This window comes from Pseudomonas fjordensis (assembly GCF_976987115.1).
In genome coordinates, this window is the sequence record NZ_OZ336860.1 from 743,168 (window position 1) to 767,256 (window position 24,089).

Annotated in this window: 25 protein-coding genes; 9 read left to right on the forward strand and 16 right to left on the reverse strand. The window is 62.0% G+C overall.

What is annotated here, in order from left to right:
• Positions 1 to 40: 40 nt before the first annotated feature.
• Both ACWHXD_RS03135 and ACWHXD_RS03140 read left to right on the forward strand, forming a co-directional pair.
• Positions 41 to 547 (forward strand): prepilin peptidase, encoded by a 507-nt coding sequence (locus ACWHXD_RS03135; protein WP_138763439.1) that lies wholly within the window; start codon positions 41 to 43, stop codon positions 545 to 547.
• A gap of 68 nt (positions 548 to 615) precedes the next feature.
• The gene (locus ACWHXD_RS03140; RefSeq protein ID WP_098949678.1) at positions 616 to 1,401 is read left to right on the forward strand and encodes a response regulator transcription factor; all 786 of its coding nucleotides are present in this window, start codon (positions 616 to 618) and stop codon (positions 1,399 to 1,401) included.
• A gap of 125 nt (positions 1,402 to 1,526) precedes the next feature.
• On the opposite strand, the gene ACWHXD_RS03145 is transcribed toward ACWHXD_RS03140, so the two are convergent.
• The 8 genes from ACWHXD_RS03145 to cpaB are packed head-to-tail and all read right to left on the reverse strand — an operon-like array spanning position 1,527 to position 8,950.
• Complete coding sequence (locus ACWHXD_RS03145; RefSeq protein ID WP_047712481.1) at positions 1,527 to 1,796, reverse strand: DUF3613 domain-containing protein; 270 nt, start codon at positions 1,794 to 1,796, stop codon at positions 1,527 to 1,529.
• A 10-nt stretch (positions 1,797 to 1,806) separates the two neighbouring features.
• Positions 1,807 to 2,532: a tetratricopeptide repeat protein gene (locus tag ACWHXD_RS03150; protein ID WP_032893744.1), complete on the reverse strand. Its 726-nt coding sequence runs from the start codon at positions 2,530 to 2,532 to the stop codon at positions 1,807 to 1,809.
• A gap of 10 nt (positions 2,533 to 2,542) precedes the next feature.
• The gene (locus ACWHXD_RS03155; RefSeq protein ID WP_138763437.1) at positions 2,543 to 3,430 is read right to left on the reverse strand and encodes a type II secretion system F family protein; all 888 of its coding nucleotides are present in this window, start codon (positions 3,428 to 3,430) and stop codon (positions 2,543 to 2,545) included.
• A 1-nt stretch (position 3,431) separates the two neighbouring features.
• Complete coding sequence (locus ACWHXD_RS03160; protein WP_138763436.1) at positions 3,432 to 4,313, reverse strand: type II secretion system F family protein; 882 nt, start codon at positions 4,311 to 4,313, stop codon at positions 3,432 to 3,434.
• Positions 4,314 to 4,322: 9 nt separating this feature from the next.
• Positions 4,323 to 5,594, reverse strand: coding sequence for a TadA family conjugal transfer-associated ATPase (locus ACWHXD_RS03165; protein WP_098949674.1), 1,272 nt, complete (start codon positions 5,592 to 5,594; stop codon positions 4,323 to 4,325).
• Positions 5,591 to 6,784 carry a CpaE/TadZ family protein gene (locus ACWHXD_RS03170; RefSeq protein WP_138763435.1) on the reverse strand — a complete coding sequence of 398 codons (1,194 nt, stop codon included), beginning with the start codon at positions 6,782 to 6,784 and terminating at the stop codon, positions 5,591 to 5,593. The genes ACWHXD_RS03165 and ACWHXD_RS03170 overlap by 4 nt, the downstream gene beginning before the upstream one ends.
• Complete coding sequence (locus tag ACWHXD_RS03175) at positions 6,781 to 7,986, reverse strand: type II and III secretion system protein family protein (RefSeq protein WP_138763434.1); 1,206 nt, start codon at positions 7,984 to 7,986, stop codon at positions 6,781 to 6,783. Before ACWHXD_RS03175 ends, ACWHXD_RS03170 begins: the two co-directional genes overlap by 4 nt.
• Before the next feature lie 19 nt (positions 7,987 to 8,005).
• Positions 8,006 to 8,950: a Flp pilus assembly protein CpaB gene (gene cpaB, locus ACWHXD_RS03180; protein WP_138763433.1), complete on the reverse strand. Its 945-nt coding sequence runs from the start codon at positions 8,948 to 8,950 to the stop codon at positions 8,006 to 8,008.
• Between the two features lie 336 nt (positions 8,951 to 9,286).
• Here cpaB and ACWHXD_RS03185 point away from each other — a divergent pair, with 336 nt between their 5' ends.
• Together ACWHXD_RS03185 and ACWHXD_RS03190 are read left to right on the forward strand one after the other, a co-directional pair.
• Positions 9,287 to 9,484, forward strand: coding sequence for a Flp family type IVb pilin (locus ACWHXD_RS03185; RefSeq protein WP_003188231.1), 198 nt, complete (start codon positions 9,287 to 9,289; stop codon positions 9,482 to 9,484).
• Between the two features lie 53 nt (positions 9,485 to 9,537).
• Entirely contained in the window at positions 9,538 to 9,942 is a 405-nt protein-coding gene (locus ACWHXD_RS03190) for a response regulator (protein WP_047712486.1), read from the forward strand.
• A 322-nt stretch (positions 9,943 to 10,264) separates the two neighbouring features.
• On the opposite strand, the gene ACWHXD_RS03195 is transcribed toward ACWHXD_RS03190, so the two are convergent.
• Together ACWHXD_RS03195 and ACWHXD_RS03200 are read right to left on the reverse strand one after the other, a co-directional pair.
• Complete coding sequence (locus ACWHXD_RS03195) at positions 10,265 to 11,947, reverse strand: ShlB/FhaC/HecB family hemolysin secretion/activation protein (RefSeq protein ID WP_138763432.1); 1,683 nt, start codon at positions 11,945 to 11,947, stop codon at positions 10,265 to 10,267.
• Positions 11,948 to 12,133: 186 nt separating this feature from the next.
• Positions 12,134 to 13,393 (reverse strand): collagen-like triple helix repeat-containing protein, encoded by a 1,260-nt coding sequence (locus tag ACWHXD_RS03200; RefSeq protein WP_498348534.1) that lies wholly within the window; start codon positions 13,391 to 13,393, stop codon positions 12,134 to 12,136.
• A gap of 38 nt (positions 13,394 to 13,431) precedes the next feature.
• On the opposite strand from ACWHXD_RS03200, the gene ACWHXD_RS03205 reads away from it, so the two are divergent.
• Positions 13,432 to 13,977 carry a hypothetical protein gene (locus ACWHXD_RS03205; RefSeq protein ID WP_499085032.1) on the forward strand — a complete coding sequence of 182 codons (546 nt, stop codon included), beginning with the start codon at positions 13,432 to 13,434 and terminating at the stop codon, positions 13,975 to 13,977.
• Positions 13,978 to 14,276: 299 nt separating this feature from the next.
• On the opposite strand, the gene ACWHXD_RS03210 is transcribed toward ACWHXD_RS03205, so the two are convergent.
• Together ACWHXD_RS03210 and ACWHXD_RS03215 are read right to left on the reverse strand one after the other, a co-directional pair.
• Positions 14,277 to 15,125: a MaoC family dehydratase gene (locus ACWHXD_RS03210; RefSeq protein WP_138763431.1), complete on the reverse strand. Its 849-nt coding sequence runs from the start codon at positions 15,123 to 15,125 to the stop codon at positions 14,277 to 14,279.
• 2 nt (positions 15,126 to 15,127) lie between these two features.
• Entirely contained in the window at positions 15,128 to 16,480 is a 1,353-nt protein-coding gene (locus tag ACWHXD_RS03215; protein WP_138763430.1) for a 3-oxoacyl-ACP reductase, read from the reverse strand.
• A gap of 113 nt (positions 16,481 to 16,593) precedes the next feature.
• Here ACWHXD_RS03215 and ACWHXD_RS03220 point away from each other — a divergent pair, with 113 nt between their 5' ends.
• Together ACWHXD_RS03220 and ACWHXD_RS03225 are read left to right on the forward strand one after the other, a co-directional pair.
• On the forward strand, positions 16,594 to 17,871 hold the full coding sequence (locus tag ACWHXD_RS03220) for an acetyl-CoA C-acetyltransferase (RefSeq protein WP_138763429.1): 1,278 nt from the start codon (positions 16,594 to 16,596) through the stop codon (positions 17,869 to 17,871).
• Between the two features lie 134 nt (positions 17,872 to 18,005).
• Positions 18,006 to 18,905, forward strand: a complete 900-nt coding sequence (locus ACWHXD_RS03225; RefSeq protein WP_138763428.1) for a PA4780 family RIO1-like protein kinase — start codon at positions 18,006 to 18,008, stop codon at positions 18,903 to 18,905.
• Positions 18,906 to 19,033: 128 nt separating this feature from the next.
• Here the strand turns inward: ACWHXD_RS03225 and cueR are convergent, their stop codons facing one another.
• The 3 genes from cueR to ACWHXD_RS03240 form a co-directional block, all read right to left on the reverse strand.
• Positions 19,034 to 19,435: a Cu(I)-responsive transcriptional regulator gene (gene cueR / locus ACWHXD_RS03230; RefSeq protein WP_003188242.1), complete on the reverse strand. Its 402-nt coding sequence runs from the start codon at positions 19,433 to 19,435 to the stop codon at positions 19,034 to 19,036.
• Positions 19,432 to 21,633, reverse strand: coding sequence for a heavy metal translocating P-type ATPase (locus tag ACWHXD_RS03235; protein WP_138763427.1), 2,202 nt, complete (start codon positions 21,631 to 21,633; stop codon positions 19,432 to 19,434). The genes cueR and ACWHXD_RS03235 overlap by 4 nt, the downstream gene beginning before the upstream one ends.
• Before the next feature lie 205 nt (positions 21,634 to 21,838).
• Complete coding sequence (locus ACWHXD_RS03240) at positions 21,839 to 22,219, reverse strand: hypothetical protein (protein ID WP_138763426.1); 381 nt, start codon at positions 22,217 to 22,219, stop codon at positions 21,839 to 21,841.
• 147 nt (positions 22,220 to 22,366) lie between these two features.
• On the opposite strand from ACWHXD_RS03240, the gene ACWHXD_RS03245 reads away from it, so the two are divergent.
• Both ACWHXD_RS03245 and ACWHXD_RS03250 read left to right on the forward strand, forming a co-directional pair.
• Entirely contained in the window at positions 22,367 to 22,564 is a 198-nt protein-coding gene (locus ACWHXD_RS03245; protein WP_032893730.1) for a heavy-metal-associated domain-containing protein, read from the forward strand.
• 87 nt (positions 22,565 to 22,651) lie between these two features.
• Positions 22,652 to 23,845, forward strand: coding sequence for a multidrug effflux MFS transporter (locus tag ACWHXD_RS03250; protein WP_138763425.1), 1,194 nt, complete (start codon positions 22,652 to 22,654; stop codon positions 23,843 to 23,845).
• An 8-nt stretch (positions 23,846 to 23,853) separates the two neighbouring features.
• Here the strand turns inward: ACWHXD_RS03250 and ACWHXD_RS03255 are convergent, their stop codons facing one another.
• A complete protein-coding gene (locus tag ACWHXD_RS03255; protein WP_003188250.1) occupies positions 23,854 to 24,033 on the reverse strand; it encodes a hypothetical protein in 180 nt (59 codons plus the stop codon).
• Positions 24,034 to 24,089 lie beyond the last annotated feature (56 nt).

The following is a 24,089-nucleotide window of genomic DNA, read 5'->3' on the forward strand; positions in this document are numbered from 1 at the left end:
ATCAGCATAGAATCATTCAGCCAAAAGGGATGTTTTTTACGTGATCCAGACGCTAGTGATTGTGCTGTGGTTGGGCGTATGTGCCGTGCAGGATATTCGCCAGCGCCAGATTGCCAATACGTTGACCCTGGGCGTCGGGCTGCTGGCGTTGATTTACCTGCTGTGGGCGGGGTCGACGTGGCTGGGCGCGTCCCGTAGCGAGGGCGGCCTGGCCCTGGTTTTGGCGCTGGTGCTGACCTTGCCGGGCTATGCGTTGGGCCGCTTTGGCGCAGGGGATGTGAAGTTGCTCGCCGCCCTGGGGCTGGCCTCCAATATCGAGTACCTGCTCGGGGCGCTGATCGGTGCGGGCATCGCCATGGTGGCCTGGACACTTATGCATCAAGGGCTTAGCTCAAACCGCGTTGAACGGGCAGGGCCAGCGTCAACAAAACAGCCTTTTGCACCCTTCGTTTTGACAGGTTTTGCCGGCAGCTGGTTTTGGATCCATCAGTCGCACGAGTTGATTAATGCTATGTACATAGTCGGAAAGTACGTCTACGTTAAATGAGTAGTTGTGTAGGACTTTTCGTCAGAAAGGATAGGTCATCATTTGGCTTGCCAGGCATGGAGTAGCGCGTGAACAAGCTTACGTCTGCAGTAAAAGTGCTCGTTGTCGACGATCAACCCTTAATCGTGGAGGAGCTCTGTGAATTTCTTGAAAGCAGCGGGTACCGTTGTGTCCCGTGCGAGTCCAGTGAGCAAGCTGTCCAGCGTTTCAAGGAAGACCTTCAGATCGGTTTAGTGCTGTGTGACCTGCATATGCCGGACATGGACGGCATCGAGCTGGTGCAGGCGCTGCAACGGATCGCCGGTAAACATCGTGCGTTCGAAGCGATCATGCTCACCGGGCGCGCCGACAAGCAGGATGTGATCAAGGCCCTGCGTGCAGGTATCGCCGATTACTACCAGAAGCCGATCAACCTCGATGAATTGCTCGAAGGCCTCAAGCGCCAGGAAGCGGCATTGGAGGAACGACAAAAAGACCTGCAACTGGGCACGCTCAACCAGAAGTTGCAGTACCTGTCCGAATCCATCAACGACTTGTATATGGACTTGGACAAGGTGCGCCGCAACCCGACGCCCCAGGACCATGACGGGGACTCATCGGCCGATGACGCCGGGCCGGTGGAGATCCCGGCGATCTTCAATCAACTGTCACCGCGCCAGTTGGACGTGGCACGCCTGGTTGGCAAGGGCCAGACCAACTACCAGATTGCCTGTGAGCTGGGGATTACCGAGAACACGGTCAAGCTGTACGTGTCCCAAGTGCTGCGCTTGACCCATATGCATAACCGCACGCAGTTGGCGCTGGCGTTGTCACCGAGCAACTCGGCGATGCGCCAGCGGGTAACGGCGCACTAGCACCGCCCCACTGTAGGAGCGAGCTTGCTCGCGAAGAACGCCAAGACAACGCGGTTACCCAGGATGCACGCGTTATCGTTGACGTTCTTCGCGAGCAAGCTCGCTCCTACAGGGTGGGTTGAGTTTTATTTGCTGCCCTGCGCAGTGCCGCCTACTTTCTGATCAAAAAACTCCGGGATCGGGTGCTTGTTGCTGTCCAGCCAGCGCTTGAGCGCCTGCTCGCGTTCTGCCGGCGTGGTTTTTTGCGGGTTGGCCGAGGCTGCGCGACCGCTCAGTTGCAGTGCCATCCAGTTTTCCGTTTCTGCCTGCCGGGGTGAAGACGGCCCTGCTTCGATGGCCGAAGCGAGGAGTGGCAGGGCCAGGCAGGCAAGGCCGGCGAGGTAATGGAATTTCATCATCGACTCCTTATTTCACAGCGGCCGGCAGCGTGTCGCTGACCGCCGCTACCTGATCTTTGACTGGACGCTGCGGTGCCGTGCCAGCCTCCTTGAGGTGTTGCGCCCGTGCCTGGGCTCGGGTCACTTGCTCGGGGCTCAAGCCGAGTTGACCGACCACTTTCGCCGCTTGCTCCCAGTTGTCCTGATAGATCAGCAAGGTCACCAGGTTGACCGCCGCCAGTTGATCGCTCTGCTTGAGCTCGATGGCGGTCATGAATTCAAAGCGTGCGTCTTCCAGGCGCCGTTGGTCGAGGTACACCACGCCCAGGTCATTGCGGATTTTTTCGTCGGTGGGCGCCAGCCGTGCCGCGCGTTGCAGGTGGGCCATGGCCTGGCCGTTGTCGCCCTTGGCCGACGCCAGTTGCCCCAGGCCGTGCTCACCATCGGCGGCCAGGCAGGTGCCCAGCAGGCTGCGGTACAACGGCTCGGCGTCAGGGCGGCCCAGCAAGCGATAGGCACGGGCCTGGCGTTGACGAACCTGGGGCAGGGCGCTGGGCAGGTTTTGCAGGTTGGCGAGGCTGGCGTGCAGCTTGCCTTCGTTGGCCATGTCATCGGCCAGGTTCAGCGACAGCTCCTGGTCGGCGCTGGGCTTGGGGCAACTGCCCGGCGCCAGCAACCCGGCCCACGGAGCCTGGCCATTGCTGGCACAGCCACCCAGCATCAGCAGGCTCAAGGCGACGATCAGTGGTTTCATGGCAGGCTCCTCAAAAGTTATTCAAGGCTCGGGAAATGGCGATCATCGCCGGCCCCCCGAGCACGATCAGCAAGGCGGGAAACAGAAACACCATCATCACCACGGACATCTTCGCGGACATCTTCGAGATGTATTCCTGCAGGCGGGTCAGGCGGCGGTCGTCGAGCAACTGCTTGAGGGCCAGCAAGGATTTCATCGCGCCGCCGCCTTGGTGGATCAGTTGCTGAAGAATGATGCAGGTGTCGGTGAACTCATCCACGGCCAGCAGGCGCGCGGTTTTGCCCAACTCTTCGGACAGCTCCAGGCCCGAGTCGACCCTTACCAGGATCAGGCGCAGTTCATGGGTCAGGTCCGGCAGCAAGCGCTGGGCTTCGGTGCTCAACACCCGCAGCGATTGCTCAACCGCCATGCCGGATTCGAACAGGATGCGCAGCAGCGGAATGAACGTGGAAATTTCCCGCGCGATGCGCTCCTGACGGTATTTCGCGCTGAGGGCCAGGATGCGCTTGGGCAGCAAGTAACCGATGCCCAGGGCAATCGCCGGGGCAATCCAGGGTGAGCCGGCGTGAGGAAACAGCAGTTGCTGGCCGAGCAGGGTCAAGCCCAGCAGCACGACGGGCACGCCGATCTGGAAGGCGGCAAACATGGAGCGCTGGTTGGCTTTGCGCCAGCCGACGCGGTTGAGCAGGGTCTGGGTTTCGTTGTCCAGGCTGACCGAGCGCTGGGCCACGGCGCTGGCGCCCAATTGACGCATCAGGCTGCCGAGTTTGTCCTCGCGGGTCAGTTGGCCTTGCAGGCGTTGGCTGACCAGGCGTTGACGGCGCCGTTGCTCCAGCAGGTTGCCGACGATCAAGGCGACGGCGGCGAGCGACAACAGGATGCAGATCAGGATGGCCATCTCAGATACTCCGCAACATGCGCCACATGACGAAGGTGCCCGTGATGTCGAGCGTCGCCGCGGCCAGCAGTAGGTAGCGCCCGGTTCCGTCATTCCACATGCTCATCAGGTAGCCCGGGTTGACCATCAAAAAGTAGCCGACCATGGCGATGGGCAAGCCCGCCAGCACATAGGCGGTCATGCGCGTTTCGCCGGTCATGGCCTTGAGTTGGCGCGCACCCTGTTCGCGCTCGCGGATCATTTTGATCAGGTTTTCCAGCAGCTCGCTGGCATTGCCGCCGTAGCGGTGGTTGACCTTCAGGCCCAGGGCAAACAGGCGGAACTCATCGCGTTCATAAAACTCGGCAAAGTCGCTGACCGACTCCGGCAGGCTCACGCCCATTTGCACGTTACGCTGGATGCGGCTCATGGCCTCTTTGAGCGGCGCTTCGGTGCTGTCGATCGCGCCCAGCACCGCGTCCGCCAGGGTGCGCCCAGACTTGAGGCTGCGCACGCTGTGGTCCAGCAGTTGCGGCAATTGTTCGATCATGCGCTGCACTCGCCGTTGGTAGCGCCAGGCGATATACACCCGCAGCAGCAGCGGCGGCATTATCAGCATGGTGAGCAGGCCCAGCCCGCCGGCCAGCAGATAGCCCAGTAACATGCCCACCGCCCAGCCACTCAACCACAACCCCAGGCGGTCGGTGGGCTTGCCCAGGCCGGCGCGCTGGAACATCCGCTCCAGCGCGATCCAGCTGCCGTTCGGCTCCTGGGCTACTGGCTGGCCATCAGAGAGCCGCTCCAGCACCCGGTCGGTGCCGGCCTGGCGCAGCCCGCGCTGGAACAGCCAGACGGACAGGCTGATCAGCAGGACGCAAATGAGCAGCAAGACAAGTCCGGTCATGAGCCCTCTCTACAACGGCAATGCCGATTCACGCCGCAGCTTGTCGCCGGCCGGGTTGAGCGCTTCGCGCAGAAAGCCGAAACCGGTACGGCGGTCGAGGCGGAACAGGGTGTTGGTGACATACACGTCGTCGCGCACACCCACCACTTCCACCACCTCGCTGACGCAACGGCGCCCATCGGGCAGGCGCGTCAGTTGAATCACCACATCCAGTGCGGCGCAGATCATCTGCCGCAGGGTTTTCTCCGCCACCACACGGCCGGTCAGGCCCACCAGGGTTTCCAGGCGCAACAGAGCGTCCTGGGCGTTGTTGGCGTGCACGGTGCTCATGGAACCGTCGTGGCCGGTGTTCATGGCGGTCATCACGTCGAGTACTTCGACGCCACGGATCTCGCCAAGGATGATGCGGTCCGGGCGCATCCGCAGGGCGTTGCGGATCAGGTCGCTGGCCTTGACCTCGCCATGCCCTTCGGCATTGGGCGGGCGGGTTTCCAGGCGCACTACGTGGGGGTGGCCCAGTTGCAGCTCGGCCACGTCTTCGATGGTGACCAGGCGTTCGTGGGGGTTGATCAATTGGCTGAGGATATTGAGCAACGTGGTCTTGCCGGTACCGGTGCCGCCACTGATGAGGATATTGCAGCGCTTGCCCACCGCCTCCTGGAAGAACTCGAAGATGTTGTGGTCGATGGTTTGCATCGCCACCAGGTCGCTGCTCTTGAGCATGTCCTTGCGAAATTTACGGATCGACAAGCACGGGCCATCCAGGGCTATCGGCGGGATGATCGCATTGACCCGGCTGCCATCGGGCAAGCGCGCATCGACCATCGGCGACGACTCATCCAGGCGCCTTCCGAGGGGCGCGAGAATGCGCTGCATCACGCGTTCTACATGGTGCGCATCGATAAAACGCAGGTCGCTCTGGTGAAGCACCCCGTCACGCTCGATAAACACCCGGTGCGGGCCATTGACCAAAATTTCGGTAACCGACACATCGCGCAGCAGCACTTCCAGCGGGCCGAAGCCGGTCAGCTCATCGACGATTTCCTCGGCCAGGCGCTCCATCTCATAGCGCGAGATCGCCAGGTGCATGCGTGTGATGTACTCGGCCACTTTGTCGATGACAAATTGCGCCAGGGATTGGCGCGAGCCTTCCAGCAGGTTCTGGCCCGACTCTTCGATAGCATCGATGATGTAGCGATGCAGCACCAGTTTCAGGCCATCGTGGTCGTTGTGCGCGGCAGCCCCACGGGCCGGGGCGCCGAAGAGTTTTTCGCTGTTCATCGACTCGTCCCCAGCAGGCGTTCGAACCAGCGTGTCGAAGGTTTATCCAAGCCTTCGGTGCGTTTGGCCAGGCGCTCGCCCAGGTGGCGCAGGGCTTGGGTCAAGGCTTCGCGTGGGGCCAGGGTGAACAGGCTTTGCCCCTGGTTCTTGGCGTTCAGGCGCACTTCTGGGCTCAGGGGCAGCACGGCGATGCACTCCAGGCCGAAGCTTTTTTCCAGGGCTTCGGTGTCGGGGGCGCAGCCTTTGATGTAGCGATCGACGAGCAGCTTGGCATGGTCGAGCTTCATGCCTTTTTCGCGCCACAGGTTCAGCACCGCCAGGTTGCGCCGACAGTCGAGCACGCCCTGGTCGGTGCACCACAGCAACTTGTCGCAGTGGCTGACAAAGGTGCGCAGGGCTTCGCTGTCGGCTTGCCCGGTGAGGTTGACCACGATGTGCTGGAAGTGCTGGCGCAAGGCGCTGAGCAACATGTACAGCTCGGCGGCGCTGGTCATTTCCAGGGGCTCATCGCTGGTGGCATAGGCGAGGATGCGCAGGCCGTCGTCGGTGCTGGTGAACGCGCTGTTGATCAGGGTGGCGTCCAGGCGGCGCAGGTGGCGCAAGGCGTCGCCGAAATTGAAGGTGCTGTCCAGGCCCAGCAGCGCCAGGCTGTCGCCCCTGGGCAAGCCGAGATCGAGCATCAGCGTCTGCTGGCCACTCTTTTGCACCACCATTGCCAGGTGGCTCGCCAGCAGGGCGCCATCGGTATTGCCCTGGGCACCGTAGAGCACGGTAAGGCCGCCGAGATGGGCGTTGGGCGCAGTGGGCGGCAAGCGCTTGCTCAGGCGTCGCACCAGCCCGGCCACTTCGCTGGAGCGCGAGCCATAGGCGACAAAATCCCGCGCGCCGGCACGCATGGCGTTGAGCACCAACTGGTTGTCCATGCCGTCGCCCAAGGCCACTACTGCCAGCATCGGCTTGGCTTCCAGAGCGCCTTCGATCAAGGCGCTCTGGGCCACCAGGTGCTCACGGTCAAGGCCCACGAACACCAGGTTGGCAAAGGTCACGTCCACCAGCGCCAGCAGTTCATCCAGGCTGCCGCCGCCCACGCTGATCACTTGGCCAAGGGGAGCCAGTGCACCCTGGAGCCATTCCAGGTCGGTGCTGTTGCGGGTGATTGCCAGGAAGGTCTGGCTCAGGCTATCGCTCATTGGGAAAGTCCACTGCGACGGTCGAAGTTGCCGTTTTCCAGGAAGAACAGGCGGAACCAATTCGGGTCGTAGTTGCGCAGTTTCTCGCCGGGCAGCGACGGCAACTGCGCATTGGCGGCCAGTGGCTGCACCAGATGCGGCGTGACAATCATCAGCAGTTCTTTTTCTTCACTGTTGATATTGGAGTCGCGGAAGAAAGCACCAATGATCGGGATGTCGCCCAGGCCCGGCAGCTTGGCGATGGTGGAGCGGTTGGTGCTGCTGATCAGGCCGCTGATCACGAAGCTTTCACCGTCTGCCAGTGACACACTGGTGTCCGTGCGTCTGACGGTCAGTGCGGGAACCAGGATGCCTTCGATGCGGATCGCGTTGTTGTAATCCAGCTCGCTGACTTCCGGGGCGACTTTCAAGGCGATGCGGTTGTGGTCGATGACCGTGGGCGTGAGGGTCAGGCGAATGCCGAATTCCTTGTACTCGATGGTGATGGTATCGCTGCCGGCACTGGGCACCGGAATCGGCACTTCGCCGCCGGCCAGGAAGGTCGCGCTCTGGCCACTCATGGCCACCAGGCTCGGGCGTGCCAGGGTGTAGGCGAAGCCGCTGCTTTCCAGGGCGTTGATCAGTGCCTTGACCCGGCCACCGCCAAAACCGATGTTGAAGCTGTCAGCGCTCACCGGCAATTTGAAGATGCCCTCTGAAGGGGACAGCAAGCTTGGGCTGCCGAGGAAGAAGTTGTTGCCCATACCGAGGATCTTGGTGCTGGCCTCCTTGAGCTTGGTGCGGCTGACTTCGACGAAGCGGATATCGGTCTGCACCTGGCTGGGCAGCGTCGGGTCTTCGGAGGGCGACAGCGATTGGCTGGTCAGCGCCGAGGTGGCCTTGCCCTTGACGAACACCATGCTCTGGCGCGGGGTGGTCGAGCAGCCGGTCCACACCATCAGGCTGGTGGCCCCGCTACCGACGCCGGTGAGCAGGAAGTGGCGGTCGCCGTTAACTCGCACGTCGGCGATTTTCGGGTCGCCGATGGCCAGGCGCGTAATCGCTACCGGCGATTGCAGCTCGGTCTGCAAACCTTCGCCCACCTCGATCACAGCGGGCAATTGGCCCAAGGCGTTGCAGTTGCCCGATGCGCCCATTGCCATGCCCAGGGGCAGGCACGGCAGCATCAAGGCCAAGGCCAATTGAGCGTAGCGTTGGCTCATTCAAGGCATCCTTGTTCAATCAGGGGGTAGGTTGTGCCGCCGCTGCGCCGCGAATCACTTCAACGCCCCGACGCTGGCCGGTGTCGGCCACCGCGGGGGTGATTTTTTTCGGCGGGCCGCTGAGGGCCAATTGGGTGAATTGGTAGAGGTCGCGGTTGGCGCTCTGCACCTTGTCCGGGGTGTCGCTTTCGCCGGCCCAGTAGCGGCTGAGCAATTGTTCGTCGGCACTGCGCACAGCCAGGCGCAGCGTGCCAGCTTGGGAGGCGAGCATCAGCCGGCTCAGCATGGGTTCGGGCACCGCTAGTACCACACTGCGCGGGGCGGTGCGGCGTTGGGCGGCCTGGGCGCGTTCTTCGGCGGTGGCGGGTGGCGGCACGGCCGGGGTGCCGTCGTTGGCCAAGCCCAACTGATCACCGACGCTGAGCAGGCGAATCGCCGGGATGACCACCTGCGCCGATTGCTCGGCATTGGCATTGTCCTGGCGCAAGAACAGCAAGACATCCACGTAATCGCCGGGGCTCAACTGGCCACCGGCGCCGATGACCTCATCGACGGCGACGGCCAGCGCCCGTTCGTTTGTACGAATCATGCGGGCCAGGGGGCCGCCGGCGGTGAAGCTTTCATCATTAAGCCAGGTGCCGGCACCCAGGGCCCGCAAGGGCGTGCGGCCGATGGCCTGGTCAACGCTGGTCAGGCTGCCAGCCGGCACGGTGCGCAGTTTTTCCACGGCGACATCGGCAGCAGTGAGGGGCACAAAAGGCGCAACCGCGTGCACCAGCACCACGACCGGCTGGCGGGTCTGGTCTTCTACAACCGCAACGGTTTTTTCAACGGAAATGACAGGTGCTGGCGAGGGCGCTACGGCGGGTGCCGGTGGACGACTCAGCACCAGGCCCCAATACCCTGCAACCAGGGCTCCGATAAGCAGCAAGCCAGCCAGGACCATGCTGATACGACTGTTCATGACGGCGCTCCCTATCCTGTTGCACTGCTTTTATTCCCGTTTATCCAAACGAGTTAAATTCGCAACTGGGCTGTGATGAACAACTAACGATTTGGCTATTTGAAGGTAGCCCAGCTAGGACAAATTGCCATTACTGAATGAAAAATTTATCTGCGCGGTTAAAGCGGGGGCTGTAAATAACGGAATTGTGGGGCTGGCGCGGCGACTAATACTTTATGATTAATTCGTTCTTACAGTTGTGAGTGTTAAATTTGTTGACAATGCTCTAGTGGCACACGGCAATCATTGTGCGGGCCAGCTGTATCGGCGCTTTGTGGCGCATGAAGGAGATCTCCTATGATCCTTGACCTGTTCTTGAAATTTTACATTCACGCTCAGTTATTCCTGCGCCGTAGAGACGGGGCGTCGGCCATTGAATATGTGATTATTGTGGCGATAGTTGCGTTGGTTATCATTGGCTTTGGCACTGGGCTTGGCGATAAAATCAAAGGTGTCTTCCAGAAAGTGTCAGACGCTCTACCGGCGGCGACTTAACATGCAGCGTTGTCTGTAATTGTTTTGGCGATTCTCTTTATCAGGTACCGCCCATGACCCACCTTTCGTCATCCCGCCAAAAAATCCTGTTGGTGGATGACGAGGAGGATGCGCTGGTCGAGTTGGCCGAATCCCTCGAAAACGAGGGGTTCGTCTGTTTCACCGCGAACTCCGTCACCTTCGCCCTGCAAGAATTGACACTTCACCCTGATATCGCCCTGGTCATCACCGATCTGCGCATGCCTGAGGAAAGTGGTATCTCCTTGATCAAGCGCCTGCGCGAACACACCTCACGTTCGCAGTTGCCTGTGATCGTGATGTCGGGTCATGCAGAAATGGATGATGTCAGCGATATGCTGCGCTTGCAGGTGCTGGACCTGTTTCGCAAACCTATCTACCTGGTGCGCTTGCTCGATACCCTCAACAACCTGTTTCCCCTCTCTACACCTGGTCGGTAACGGACCGGCACCGCTTATTAAATGTGGGAGCTGGCTTGCCTGCGATAGCGGTGGTTCAGTTAAAGATTCATTGACTGACACACCGCCTTCGCGAGCAAGCCCGCTCCCACATTTGGCTCGTGGGGTGCCAGGCACTTAGTCGTCGACTGTCCGGCCGTCATCGCAGGCAAGCCAGCTCCCACAGTTTGATTGCGGGGGCTCAGGTAGAAAGGTTTCGGCTGTCAGGCCGCAGGGGTCTGTGTGGGGCACTGATTCTGTGAGCAACACAGACCCTTGTGGGAGCTGGCTTGCCTGCGATAGCGGTGGTTCAGTTAAAGACTCATCACAGCTGATAACTGAAACTCAGCGTATACCGCGGCCTGCGGTTAAAGCTGTCCAGGGCGATATCCGACATTGGCTTGGCCGCCTCCAGCGCGATGTTGTAGTACTTCTTGTCGCCAAAGCGTAAACCCACCGCCGCCGAGGACATGTCGTTGGCCTTGACCGGCAGGTCGTTGAACCAGGATTTGGCGCGGTCGACCACCACATAGGGTTGCAGGATTTTCACCCAGTTGCCGGTGCGGTTGAAGCTGTAGTTGACCTCGTACGCTACCCCCCAGCCTTTATCGCCCGAGCCTTGGTCGTCCGGGTAGCCACGGCCGAAATTCTGCCCGCCGAAGGTCACGCGTTCGCTGTCGGGCAGGGTGTTGTCGCTCCAGTACAGCGCACCGGACAGCACGCCTTGCCAGTTGTCGAAGAACTTGTCGCTTTGCACGCCGGAGAGGCGCAGGCGGAAGAAGTCGAGGTCGGGTTTGGCCACGCCCAGGTCACTGCGGGCCTTGGCGCCCAAGCCGTCTATGCCCTGGTACAGGCCTCCGCTGATGATGCGCAGGCGTTGCGCATCGGCCTTGCGCCAATCGCCTTCGAAGGCCAGGGCGCGCAGGTTGGATTCGATGTCGAAACTCAGCGGGAAACCCACCAGTTTGTAGCGCGTGGTCTGGTCGACCGCGTACAGGCGCGTACCCAGGGTGAGTGACTCGGTGGGGGAGGCAATGAACGGGTGGCTCAGGCCAATGGAGTAGCGGTCGATGGACTGGTGCGGCTTGAGTTCGAAACCGCCGTCCAGTTGCACGCTGCTGTTGGGGGCGGCGCGATAGCGTTCGGCGGCGAGCGCCAGTTGGGTGCCCTCGGCGTTGATGAACTGGTTGTAGTCCACGCGGTAGTAATGCTCTTTGTCCTCGCCGGGCGGGAACAGGCCGCTGACGCTGAGTTGTTCACCCATGGACGTCTGGGAATTGCTGGTAGCGCTCAGCAACGCTTGCGTGCCGCCACGGCTTTTTTGTACCAGACTCATGCTGGTGGTGAAAGGTTTGCGGCTGGCCTGGATCTGCATGTGCGTGGCGCCATCGGTGGTGCCCGGTGGCGGCACTTGCGCCTGTACGCTGAGGCCAGGGATGCGGCTCATCAGCGTGGTGTAGCGCTCGAAGGTCTTGCGGGTCAGTGGGCGCTCAGCCAGGAGCTTCTGCGCGAGCTTATCGACATAGGCCGACACCGAACCGATGTCGCCGGTTTGTTGATAGTCCTTGATATAGCCCTCCACCAGTACCACGCGAACCAGGCCGTTTTCGAAGTTCTGTTGCGGCAGGAACGCGTAGGACAGCAGGTAGCCATCCTCCTGATAACGGCGGGTGACGCCACGGGTCGCTTCGATCAGTTGCGCAAGGTTGGTTTCCCGTCCAATCAACGGCGCATACACCTGTGCCGTCTCGGCGAGCGGGTAGACCGTTCCGCCTTCGATCTGCAACTTGCGAATAGTGACCTTGGTGTCCATCAACAGCGGCTGGCCGGCAGTCGGCGGCGCTTCAGGTACCTGGGTTTTCGACGTGGGTGGTCGATAGGCGTCGGCGGGCAGGTTGGGCACCGGCAGGGTGCGGACAGTGTCGTTGCTGTTAAGAAAGCTGGGAAGGGTCTCGGCCTGGGCGTAGGCACTGAGGGTGAGCAATAACAACGGCGTCAACACGCGCATAGGACACTCCATGGTCAACTGCAGCAGCGCTTCGGGCCCGCCGGGTTCTGGGACTCGGTTCGGGAGGGTGGCGATTGATAAAGCGTGTCGCCGCCCATAAAAAAGACGAGAGACTTATTAAAGGTCTCTCGTCTCAACCAAGCGTAGGCGCTGTAGGGGAGGCCGTCTAATCGGCCAGGTGCATTTCTATTTGCCGGTCAGGCCGTTCAACAAACCGCCCAGACCGCCTGTTGCGGTAGTGCCGCCTGTGGTTGTGGCCGTGCCGGTTGCTGTGGTAGTGGTGCCGATGTTCAAGCCACCGAGCAAACCACCGCTGGTGCCGCCAGTGGTGCCGCCGGTTACCAGGCCACCCACCGAGGCGACGGTGCCGCCGACTGCTGTGACGGTGGTGCCTACGGCGTTGGTGATCGGGTTGGCATTGGCTGCTGTCAGGTTGGTGCCCACGCTGCTGACTGCGCCGCCGACTTGAGTCACCAGGCCATTCACCGGGGCACCCACACCGGTAGTCGTGCCGATGGTTTGCGTCAGGTTGGTGACGCCGCTGGTCACAGGGTTGAGCGCTGCGCCGACATTGGCGGCCACGGTGGCGACCGGTGCGGTAGCTGCGGTGTTTGCTACACCTGTGCCACCCAGCACAGTGCCCAGCGACGCAACGGTGCCGCCGACTGCACCACCGGTTACACCCGCCGCACTGACGGTGCCGTTGGTGTTGCCCACGTTCAGGCCGGTACCTACGTTAGCCACCAGGCCACCTACCTGCTCTAGAATGCCGGGAGCCGAGGTGCCACCGGTTGGGGCCACATAACCACCCGATTTATCCAGTGTGCCACCGACGCCAGTGAGCACGGTGCCGACAACGCTGGTGACCGGGTTGCCCGTGCCGCCCGTGCTGGCGACTTGAGTACCCAGGCCAGTGACAGCCGAACCGACTTTATCCAGTACGCCATTGAGGGGAGCGCCCAGGCCGGTTGCGTTGCCCAGGTTGCCGGTGGTGTTTTCCACCAGCGACACCACAGGCACCACGACTTTGCTGCCCAAGGTGTTGGTCAACGAACCCAGCGGGCCGGTGGTGCTGGCCGTGCTCAGGGTATCGCCGAGCATCGTAACGGTGGTGCCGACTTTATCCACGACGCCACCTACCGCTGTGCCCACGCCGCCTGTCACGCCGCCGACCACAGGTATGCCGCCCAGAGTGGTTGACAGTGATTGGCCGGTGGTCGAGAGGCCGCCGCCCAGGTCCGCCACGCCATTACCTACGCCTGCCACTGTCGTGCCCAGGGAGTTGCTGTTGGTGCCCAGTGAGCCCAAGCCGGTGGTCACACCAGTGCCTATGCTGTTAACAGCGGTGCCTGCCGAGGAGACCAGGCCGCCAGCGGTTGCGCCGACGATAGGTACGCCGTTCAACGTCGAACCCAGGTTACCGACAGCCGTACCGACATTGCCCACAGTGGTGCCAAGGGTGCCGGCGATCTGGCCGGTGACCAGTGGGGTGGTTGTTGAACCAGTGCCGCCACCAGTGCCACCACCGGTGCCGCCGCCAGTGCCGCCACCAGTGCCGCCGCCAGTGCCACCGCCAGTGCCACCACCGGTGCCGCCGCCAGTGCCGCCACCAGTGCCGCCACCAGTGCCGCCGCCAGTGCCACCGCCAGTGCCGCCACCAGTGCCACCGCCAGTGCCACCGCCAGTGCCGCCACCGGTACCGCCACCAGTGCCGCCGTCACCGCCGCCCGTGCCACCACCGGTACCACCGCCAGTGCCGCCGTCACCGCCGCCCGTGCCACCACCGGTACCACCACCGGTACCACCGCCCGTGCCACCGTCACCACCGCCCGTGCCACCACCGGTACCACCGCCAGTGCCGCCGTCACCGCCACCAGTACCGCCACCAGCACCTGCACCCGCATCCGGCGAGGACGCCGCCACGCTGGATTTATGCCCGCCACCACCGCTGCTGCAGCCGCCCAGGCTCATTGCCAGAACGAGGGCCAGCGCGGTACTTGCTTTCCAAAACACTACTTGAGTTTTCATGATTGAGTTCCTTGCACCTGGTACAACCTTGGTTGTTTCAAACCCTCGTTATTTCTTTGGATAACGATAGGTTTGTCCGTGTGGCTATCTCAGGCCAGGGCACTCTTTCACGCAACGCTCAACTTGGTATTAACGATTTATATACATTCGGCCATCGTCGGCTTAATGACTAATACCAAAGGTGTAATGGAGGGATGTTTCAGGATGTTTATATGAGCAAAATCAAAGCGTTGTAAATAAAGGCGGACCTCGTAAGGTCCGCTATAACTTAGGGTGTATATATACAATTAATCAGGGGTTTTCAGGCAATCGGCTGCCACTTCCCCCGCATATGTTGAATATCCCCAGCGCCTTTGAGTTGCAACGCCCCGCTGGAACCGGCCGTGCTGCTCATCAATATCACTTCGCTGGGCAGGCGCACCGGCTTCATGAACTCGACGTCGATTTCAATATTGGCGGCCGGCAAGTGTTCTACCAGTGCTGCGAGGGTGTGCGCCTTGTTCCACAATCCGTGAGCGATGGCCTGGGGGAAACCGAACAGCTTGGCGGTAGGCGCACTGAGGTGGATAGGGTTGTAGTCGCCGGACACGCGGGCGTAGCGGCGGCCTATGTCAGTGGGCGCGTTCCAGCGCGTCAGTTCGGTGAGCGTGTCTGGGGTTTGCAATCCGCTCTCCACGGCTTCGCCTTCAAGCTTCACGCCCCGACATAACATCTGGCTTTCGGCTTCCCACAAGAGTCCAAGGGCATCCTCTACAACCGTTACGATGTCAAAGGTGGCCCCCTTGGGATGGGGGCTGAGATTGCGTGCGTAAACGCCGACACTCACGTCACCCACTGCGCCCAACGGCCGATGAATACGGATGCGATTGCGCAGGTGGATCAACCCCAGCAGCGGAAACGGAAACGTCTTGTCCGTCAGCAATTGCAGTTGCAGGCCGAACGCGAGGATATGCGGATAAGTCGCCGGCAGCATCGGGCTGTCAGCAAAACCGCACACCTTGCGGTACGCCGCAACGGCGCTGGGATTGATACTCATCCGGCAGCGCAACCCGCGTTCGGGCAATGTGCTGCCGGTGATCTTGCGCTTGAGCGCCGCACGCCAGTACAGCGGCAGTAGAGACGGGGTGCTGTCCAACGTTTGCCATTGCATGCTCACGCTCCCAGCAGGCTTTGCCCACACACCCGCAGCGCCTGGCCGCTGACCGCACCGGAACCCGGCTGGCTCAGCCAGGCGACGGCTTCGGCCACATCCTGGGGCAAGCCACCTTGGCCCAGGGAGCTCATGCGGCGCCCGGCCTCGCGCAGGGCGAAGGGAATATGCGCGGTCATCTGGGTTTCGATAAACCCGGGCGCGACGGCGTTGATGCTGATCCCACGCTCCTTTAACAGCGGCGCCCAGGCTTGAGCCAGGCCGATCAATCCGGCCTTGCTCGCTGCATAGTTGGTTTGCCCACGGTTGCCGGCGATGCCACTGATGGAGGCCAGCAATACCACCCGTGCATTGTCTTGCAGAGTACCGCTGTCGAGCAGGGCCTTGGTCAGCACTTGCGGAGCCCTGAGGTTGACCGCCAGCACTGCGTCCCAGTATTCCGGGGTCATGTTGGCCAGGGTTTTATCGCGGGTGATGCCGGCGTTGTGCACCAGGATGTCGAGCCCGTCTGGCAGGTGCTCGGCCAGTTGGCGTGCGGCATCTTCGGCGCAAATATCCAGCACCACCGTACGTGCATTCAGGCGCGCGGCCAGGGCTTCAAGGTCGGCCTTGGCCTGGGGTACATCGAGCAGAATGACGTCGGCGCCGTCGCGGGCCAGGGTTTCGGCGATGGAGGCACCGATGCCTCGAGCGGCGCCGGTCACCAACGCCTTGCGCCCGGCCAGCGGGCGCGTCCAGTCTTGCACCGGGGTATCGCAGGCCGCCAGGCGAATCACCTGACCCGAGATGTAAGCGCTTTTGGGCGAGAGGAAAAACCGCAGCGCGCCTTCCAACTGGTCTTCGGCACCGTCGCCCACGTACAGCAACTGCAGCACGCCACCGCTGCGCAGCTCCTTGGCCAGGGAGCGGCTGAAACCTTCCAGGGCGCGCTGGGCGCTGGCGGCGAAGGGGTCGCTGAGGCTTTCCGGCGCCCGGCCAAGGATCACCAGGTGGGCACTGTGGTCGAGGTTTTTCAGCAGCGGCTGGAAGAATTCACGCATTTGCTTGAGCTGGTCGGTGTGCTGCAAACCGCTGGCGTCAAACACCACCGCCTTGAGTTTGGGGCCGTGTCCTGGAATCCACGCGGGTGCCGTCGAGGCTTCGGCGTCGTAACTGTAGACGGTGTCGGTGAGTCGGTTGGCAAACGCCAGCACCTGGGTTGCCAATGCGCCACCGCCCAACAGCAGTGCGCCTTCGACCGGGCGCAGGCGTCCGGCTTGCCAGCGTTCCAGGCGTACCGGTGACGGCAGGCCAATGGCGGCGACCAGGCGATGGCCGAGGCTTGAGTTGGCGAAGTCGATATAACGGTCAGACATGGAACGCTCTCCGAAGGCTGGGGTTCAAAGGTTGACCACCCTGGGGTGGCAGTCGTTCGATTGAGCCTAGGCTAGGCTTGATGATTCCACCCACCACCACAAGGGAGCTTTCCATGACTCAATTGCGCCGTGTAGCGATCATTGGCGGTAACCGCATTCCTTTCGCCCGTTCCAATGGCCCCTACGCCACGGCGAGTAACCAGGCGATGCTGACCGCCGCATTGGAAGGCCTGATCGAGCGCTACAACCTGCACGGCCTGCGCATGGGCGAGGTGGCCGCCGGTGCGGTGCTCAAGCATTCCCGTGATTTCAACCTGACGCGTGAATGCGTGCTCGGCTCGCGCCTGTCACCGCAAACCCCTGCGTATGACATCCAGCAAGCCTGCGGCACGGGGCTTGAGGCGGCGCTGCTGGTGGCCAATAAAATTGCCCTGGGCCAGATCGAATGCGGCATTGCCGGCGGGGTGGACACCACCTCGGATGCGCCGATTGGTGTGAATGAGGGGCTGCGCAAGATCCTGCTCAAAGCCAACCGCAGTAAATCCATGGCGGACAAATTAAAAGTTCTGTTACAACTTCGTCCCCAGCACCTCAAGCCGGAGCTGCCGCGCAACGGCGAACCGCGCACGGGTTTGTCCATGGGCCAGCACTGCGAGCTGATGGCCCAGACCTGGCAGATCCCCCGGGCCGAGCAGGACCAGCTGGCGTTGGAGAGCCATCAGAAGATGGCGGCGGCCTATGCCGAAGGCTGGCACAACGATTTGCTTACACCCTTTCTCGGCCTCACCCGCGACAACAACCTGCGCCCCGACCTGACCCTGGAAAAACTCGCCAGCCTCAAGCCGGCCTTCGAACGCAGCGAAAAGGGCACGCTCACCGCCGGCAACTCCACACCGCTGACCGATGGTGCCTCCCTGGTGCTGCTGGGCAGTGAGGCGTGGGCCAAGGAACGTGGGCTGCCGATCCTGGCTTACTTGCGCGATGGCGAAGCAGCGGCGGTGGATTTCGTCCACGGCGCCGAGGGCCTGTTGATGGCGCCGGTGTATGCGGTGCCACGCTTGCTGGCGCGCAACGGCCTGACCTTGCAGGACTTTGATTACTACGAGATCCACGAAGCCTTCGCCGCCCAAGTGCTGTGCACGCTCAAGGCCTGGGAAGACGCCGACTATTGCAAGACCCGCCTGGGCCTGGACGCGCCGCTGGGGGCTATCGACCGCAGCCGGCTCAACGTCAAGGGCAGTTCCCTGGCGGCGGGCCATCCGTTTGCCGCCACCGGTGGGCGGATCGTCGCCAACTTGGCTAAATTGTTGGATGCGGCGGGCAAGGGCCGTGGGCTGATTTCCATTTGTGCCGCCGGTGGTCAAGGCGTGACGGCGATAATCGAACGCTGATTGCCGATAAAATTGGCCCATTGAATGCATTCTGAAGGGGTCAGAGGTCAGTAGCCTCTCCCCCCGGCGAGCCGATTGCCGTATAACGAGTGCCACACGCGTGTTTGGTAATACAGGACCCACAATAAAAGCTGATGAAGACTCCTAAACGCATTGAACCCCTGATCGAAGACGGTCTGGTCGACGAAGTGCTGCGCCCTCTGATGAGTGGTAAAGAAGCAGCTGTTTATGTGGTGCGCTGCGGCAATGAATTGCGTTGCGCCAAGGTTTACAAGGAGGCGAATAAACGAAGTTTTCGTCAGGCGTCCGAATACCAGGAAGGCCGTAAGGTCCGTAACAGCCGCCAGGCGCGAGCCATGGCCAAGGGCTCCAAGTTCGGCAAGAAAGAAACTGAAGATGCCTGGCAGAACGCTGAAGTGGCGGCGCTGTTCCGCCTGGCCGGTGCGGGCGTTCGCGTGCCCAAGCCGTACGACTTTCTTGAAGGCGTGCTGTTGATGGAACTGGTGGCCGACGAGTACGGCGATGCGGCGCCGCGTCTGAACGACGTAGTGCTGGACCCGGACCAGGCGCGCGAATACCACGCCTTCCTGATCTCCCAGATCGTGCTGATGCTGTGCACCGGCCTGGTGCACGGTGACCTGTCCGAGTTCAACGTGCTGCTTACGCCTACGGGCCCGGTGATCATCGACCTGCCCCAGGCGGTGGATGCGGCGGGCAACAACCACGCCTTCAACATGCTGGAGCGCGACGTCGGCAACATGGCCTCCTACTTCGGGCGTTTTGCCCCGGAGTTGAAGAAGACCAAGTACGCCAAGGAAATGTGGGCGCTGTATGAAGCCGGCACCTTGCACCCGGCCAGTGTGTTGACCGGTGAGTTCGACGAACCGGAAGAACTGGCGGACGTGGGCGGTGTGATCCGCGAAATCGAAGCGGCGCGGCTGGATGAAGAGCGTCGCCAGGCGATTCGCGCAGCGGATGATGCGCCATCGAGTAAAGTACCGGACGAGCCACCGCCGCCGCCTTGGATGCAGTAACTCACAACGGCGCGTTCCAATGTGGGAGCTGGCTTGCCTGCGATGCAGACACCTTGGTGTATCAGTGACACCGGGGTGATGCTATCGCAGGCAAGCCAGCTCCCACATTTGGTTTTGTGTTTGTCCAGTCAGGCGCAGCAGTTACCTGCCGCCAACTCCTTGAGTATCGGGCAATCGGGCCGATGATCGCCCTGGCAGTGCTCCATCAGGTCCTGCAAGGTATCGCGCAGTTGCCCCAACTCGCGAATCTTGTGATTGAGCTCGTCGATGTGCTGACGCGCCAAGGCTTTTACGTCAGCGCTCGCCCGTTGGCGGTCCTCCCACAGGGTCAGCAACTTGCCGACCTCTTCCAGTGAAAACCCCAGGTCCCGCGAGCGCTTGATGAACGTCAGGGTGTGCAGGTCATCGTGGCCGTACACCCGGTAGCCGCTGTCGGTGCGGTGGGCGGTTTTCAGCAGGCCAATGGATTCGTAGTAGCGAATCATCTTCGCGCTTAGCCCGCTGGTGCGGGCGGCTTGGCCGATGTTCATGGGCGTTGATCCTCCAAGTCCTTGGGTTTCCAGGTTTTCAACAACAGCGCATTACTCACCACGCTGACACTGGACAAGGCCATGGCGGCGCCAGCCAGTACCGGGTTGAGCAGGCCGAAGGCGGCCAGGGGAATGCCGATCAAGTTATACACAAAGGCCCAGAACAGATTCTGTCGAATTTTCGCGTAGGTCTTGCGGCTGATCTCCAGGGCGGCCGGCACCAGGCGCGGGTCGCCACGCATCAAGGTGATACCGGCGGCGTGCATGGCCACGTCGGTGCCACCGCCCATGGCGATGCCGATATCGGCAGCGGCCAGGGCCGGCGCATCGTTGATACCGTCGCCGACCATGGCCACCACGCCGGTTTTTTTCAGCTCGGCCACGGCAGCGGCTTTATAGGCGGGCAGTACTTCGGCATGCACATCGTCGATGCCCAAGGCCTCGGCCACCACCCGCGCACTGCCGTGGTTGTCGCCAGTGATCAGGTGGCTGCTGATGTGCTGCGCCTTGAGTTGTTGCACGGCCTGCAACGCGCCGGGCTTGAGCGTGTCGCCAAACGCAAACAGCCCCAGCACGCGCGGTTGCGCGCCTTGCTCGATCAGCCAGGACAAGGTGCGGCCTTCGGCTTCCCATTCCTTGGCACGCGGGCCTAAATCGCCTGCGTCCAGGCCGGTCTCTTCCAGCAAGCGGCGATTGCCCAGGGCCAATGGCCGACCGTCGAGCGTACCGGCAATGCCGCGCCCGGTGAGAGATTGGCTGGCGCTCACATCGGCCACGTCCAAACCTCTTTCGCGGCAAGCATCCAGCACAGCCTTGGCCAGTGGGTGCTCACTGCCGCGCTGCAAGGCGCCGGCCTGTTGCAACAGCAGGGTTTCGTTGCCATCCACGGCCGCCAAATGCGCGATGTTGGGTGCGCCGGAGGTGAGGGTGCCGGTCTTGTCGAACACCACGGCGCTCACGGCGTGAGCGCGCTCCAAGGCTTCGGCGTCCTTGATCAGAATGCCGTGGCGTGCGGCGACGCCGGTGCCGGCCATGATCGCGGTCGGCGTGGCCAGGCCCAAGGCACAAGGGCAGGCAATCACCAGCACGGCTACCGCATTGATGATGGCGGTTTCCAGGGAGGCGCCGTACAGCCACCAGCCCACTACGGTGATCAGCGCCAATACCAGCACGGCCGGCACGAACACCTGGCTGACTTTATCCACCAGTTTCTGAATCGGCGCCTTGGCGGCCTGGGCGTCTTCGACCAGGCGGATGATGCGCGCCAGCACGCTTTCCGCGCCCAGGGCCAGGGTGCGCACCAGCAAACGGCCTTCACCATTGATGGCGCCACCGGTGACCGCGTCGCCGGGTTGTTTGGGCACCGGCAGGCTTTCGCCGCTGATCAGCGCTTCATCGGCATGGCTCTGGCCTTCCACCACCTCACCGTCCACCGGGAAGCGTTCGCCGGGTTTGACCAGCACCAGGTCACCGTGCTTCAACGCGCTGATGGCGACGTCTTCTTCGCGGCCGTCCTGCACGCGGATCGCCCGTTCCGGACGCAAGGCTTCAAGGGCGCGGATGGCGCTGGCGGTCTGGCGCTTGGCGCGGCTTTCCAGGTATTTGCCCAGCAGCACCAGGGCGATCACCACCGCAGAGGCTTCGAAGTACAGGTGCGGCGTCACGCCTGGGGCGGCGGTGAGCCATTCATAGATACTCAGGCCGTAGCCGGCACTGGTGCCGATCGCCACCAGCAGGTCCATATTGCCGGCACCTGCGCGCACGGCTTTCCACGCGGCGACATAGAAGCGCGCACCCAAGATGAATTGCACCGGCGTGGCCAGGGCAAACTGTATCCAGGCGGGGAGCATCCAGTGCAAGCCGAAGGGTTCTACCAGCATTGGCAGCACCAAAGGCAACGCCAGCAGAATGCCCGCCATCAGCGACCAGCGCTCGCGACGCAGGCGTCGGGCTTGATCGGCATCGGTGGCGGTTTCGCTTTGGGGCAGGGTAGCGGTGTAGCCGGCCTTGTCGACGGCGGCGATCAACACGCTGGGGTCCATCTGGCCCTGCACTTCGATGTGCGCGCGTTCATTGGCCAGGTTGACGCTGACACGTTGCACGCCCGGCACCTTGCCCAGCGCGCGTTCGACCCGCCCGGCACAGCTGGCACAGGTCATGCCGCCGATGGGCAGGTCAAAGGTGGTGGATCCATTCATGGGGCAGTCCTCCAAGAGAAGTTGCCACTAGGATCAACCTTAACCTGTGGGGAAGGTCAAGCCCGATCGTTCCCACGCTCTGCGTGGGAATGCAGCCCGTGACGCTCCGCGTCACCCTGGCGTTGAAGTAGTGCCTTGTACCCGGGACGCGGAGCGTCCGATGAGGCGTTCCCACGCAGAGCGTGGGAACGATCGTGGGGGTTACTCAGTATTCCAATGCCGCAGCTTTGAGGTACATGCCGTCCGGGCCAAGGGCAATGCGTAATTTGCGTACGTCACCGGCTTTCAAGGTGATGTTCTGCGCACGTGGCGCGAGTAGGCCCGGCAGACAGCCTGCAGCTTGGCCCGGCAAAAGCTTCAGGCGCAGCGACGTATCGCCGGGGGGAAGATTGAATGAAGTGGCCTGTTCCTGGAACAGACGCCCGGCGAGTTGGTCCTGGATATACAGGCCGATCTCGCAGTAGGTCGGCACTTCCAGGCGTTCGCGGGAAATAATCAGCACCGCATAATCTTCAGCAGCGAGGGCCTGGGGCGCAGCGGCAGGCAAGCTCATCAGGCCGGCAAGGGCAAAAAACAACCAGCGCATGGCGAATGCTCCGTGGTTCACAGCGAGGAAGGTTGAAGCTTGGCCGACGTCGCCGCCGAATACCAGCCCGGCAGAAATATTGAGAACTTGACCTTGCCATCATGGCAAGCTCGACACTGGGCTCAACCTCATCAAAGGAGTCATGTCATGCAAATATTCAGCGTTGAAGGAATGACCTGTGGCCATTGCGTTAAAGCGGTGACCCAGGCGGTACAGAGCCAGGATCCGGCGGCGAGTGTGGAAGTCGATTTGAAGGCCAAAGAAGTGCGGGTGGCAAGCGGTCTGTCCTCGGACCAAGTGATCGGTCTGATCACCGAGGAAGGCTACAGCGCCAAGCTGGCGTGATTTTTCTGATCGTTAGCCACCTAACGTAATGTTCATGGCACCCAAGCGCGGCTAGACTGTTGAGCTGCCGACTCACTTGGGTGTCTGATGAACTTTCGCATAATCCTGATTCTGGGCGCCTTGAGCGCCTTCGCGCCGTTGGCGATCGATTTTTACCTGCCGGGCTTTCCGGCAATGGCTACAGCTTTTGCCACTGACGAAAAACATATCCAACTGACCCTGGCTGTGTATTTCGCTGGCCTGGCCATTGGTCAACTCATCTACGGGCCGCTGGCCGACCGTTTTGGCCGGCGTGTGCCGCTGCTCAGCGGTGTCACCCTGTTTACCCTCGCCTCTTTCGCTTGTGCGTATGCGCCGTCCCTGGAATGGCTGATTGGTGCACGCTTCGTGCAGGCCCTTGGCGGGTGTGCGGGCATGGTGATTTCCCGGGCGGTGGTCAGCGACAAATGCGATGCCGTGGGGTCGGCCAAGGTGTATTCGCAACTGATGCTGGTGACCGGCCTGGCCCCGATCCTGGCGCCATTGGCCGGTGGCCTGATGGTCGGCGTGTGGGGCTGGCAGTCGATTTTCCTGGCGTTGTCGTTGTTCAGCGTGATGGCAGCCATCGCCGTGGCGGTCGGGTTGCCGGAAACCTTCCCGGCCGATCAGCCGCGCCAGCCGTTGTCGGGCTCGTTGCGCCGCTACGGCTCGCTACTGTCAGACCGGGTGTATCTGGGCTATGCCTTGACCGGCGGTATCTCGATTGCCGGGATGTTTGCCTACATCGCCGGTTCCCCCTTCGTGTTTATCAAGCTCTACGGCGTGCCTGCCGAGCATTACGGCTGGTTGTTCGGCTCCAACGCCGCGGGCTTTATCCTGGTGGCGCAACTGAACGCAAGATTGCTCGCCAAGCGCGGCCCGGCGTTTTTGCTGTCGCGCACCGTGTGGGTGTACGTGGCGGCGGCGTTGACGCTGTTGGCAATTGCCGCGTTGCGCACCGAGGCGCTATGGCCGTTGTTGGTGCCGCTGTTTATCTGCATCGCCAGCCTGGGCTGCATTTTGCCGAACACTTCGGCCTGTGCCATGAGCGGGCAGGGCGCTCGGGCCGGCAGCGCGTCGGCGTTGCTCGGTTGCATCCAGTTCGGTGTGGCGGCAGGCGCGGCGTCGTTGGTTGGCGTGTTGCACGACGGCACGGCGATGCCGATGGCCATGGTCATCAGCCTCTGCGGTGTGCTGGCAGTGACCATTGCCATGGCGACCCAGCGCCTGCAACGAGCAAGGGCCGTACAAGCGCAGGTCTGAAGTTGGGCTCAGCCAGCGGAACGTTGCTGGTTGAGAGGGAAGCGATGGGGCGCCTGGATCCGGGCTTGTAGCGTGTCGGCAAAAGCGCGGGCCTCGGCCTCACTGCGAAAGTTGATGGCCTCGCCGTCGAGACGAACTTGCCATTGGCTGCCGGGAGATTTTGCTAACGCTTTTATCAGGATTTTCATTGCTGACTTCCTCACGTAAAAGAATCGTGGCAAAGGCGGCCAATATAAACCTGAAC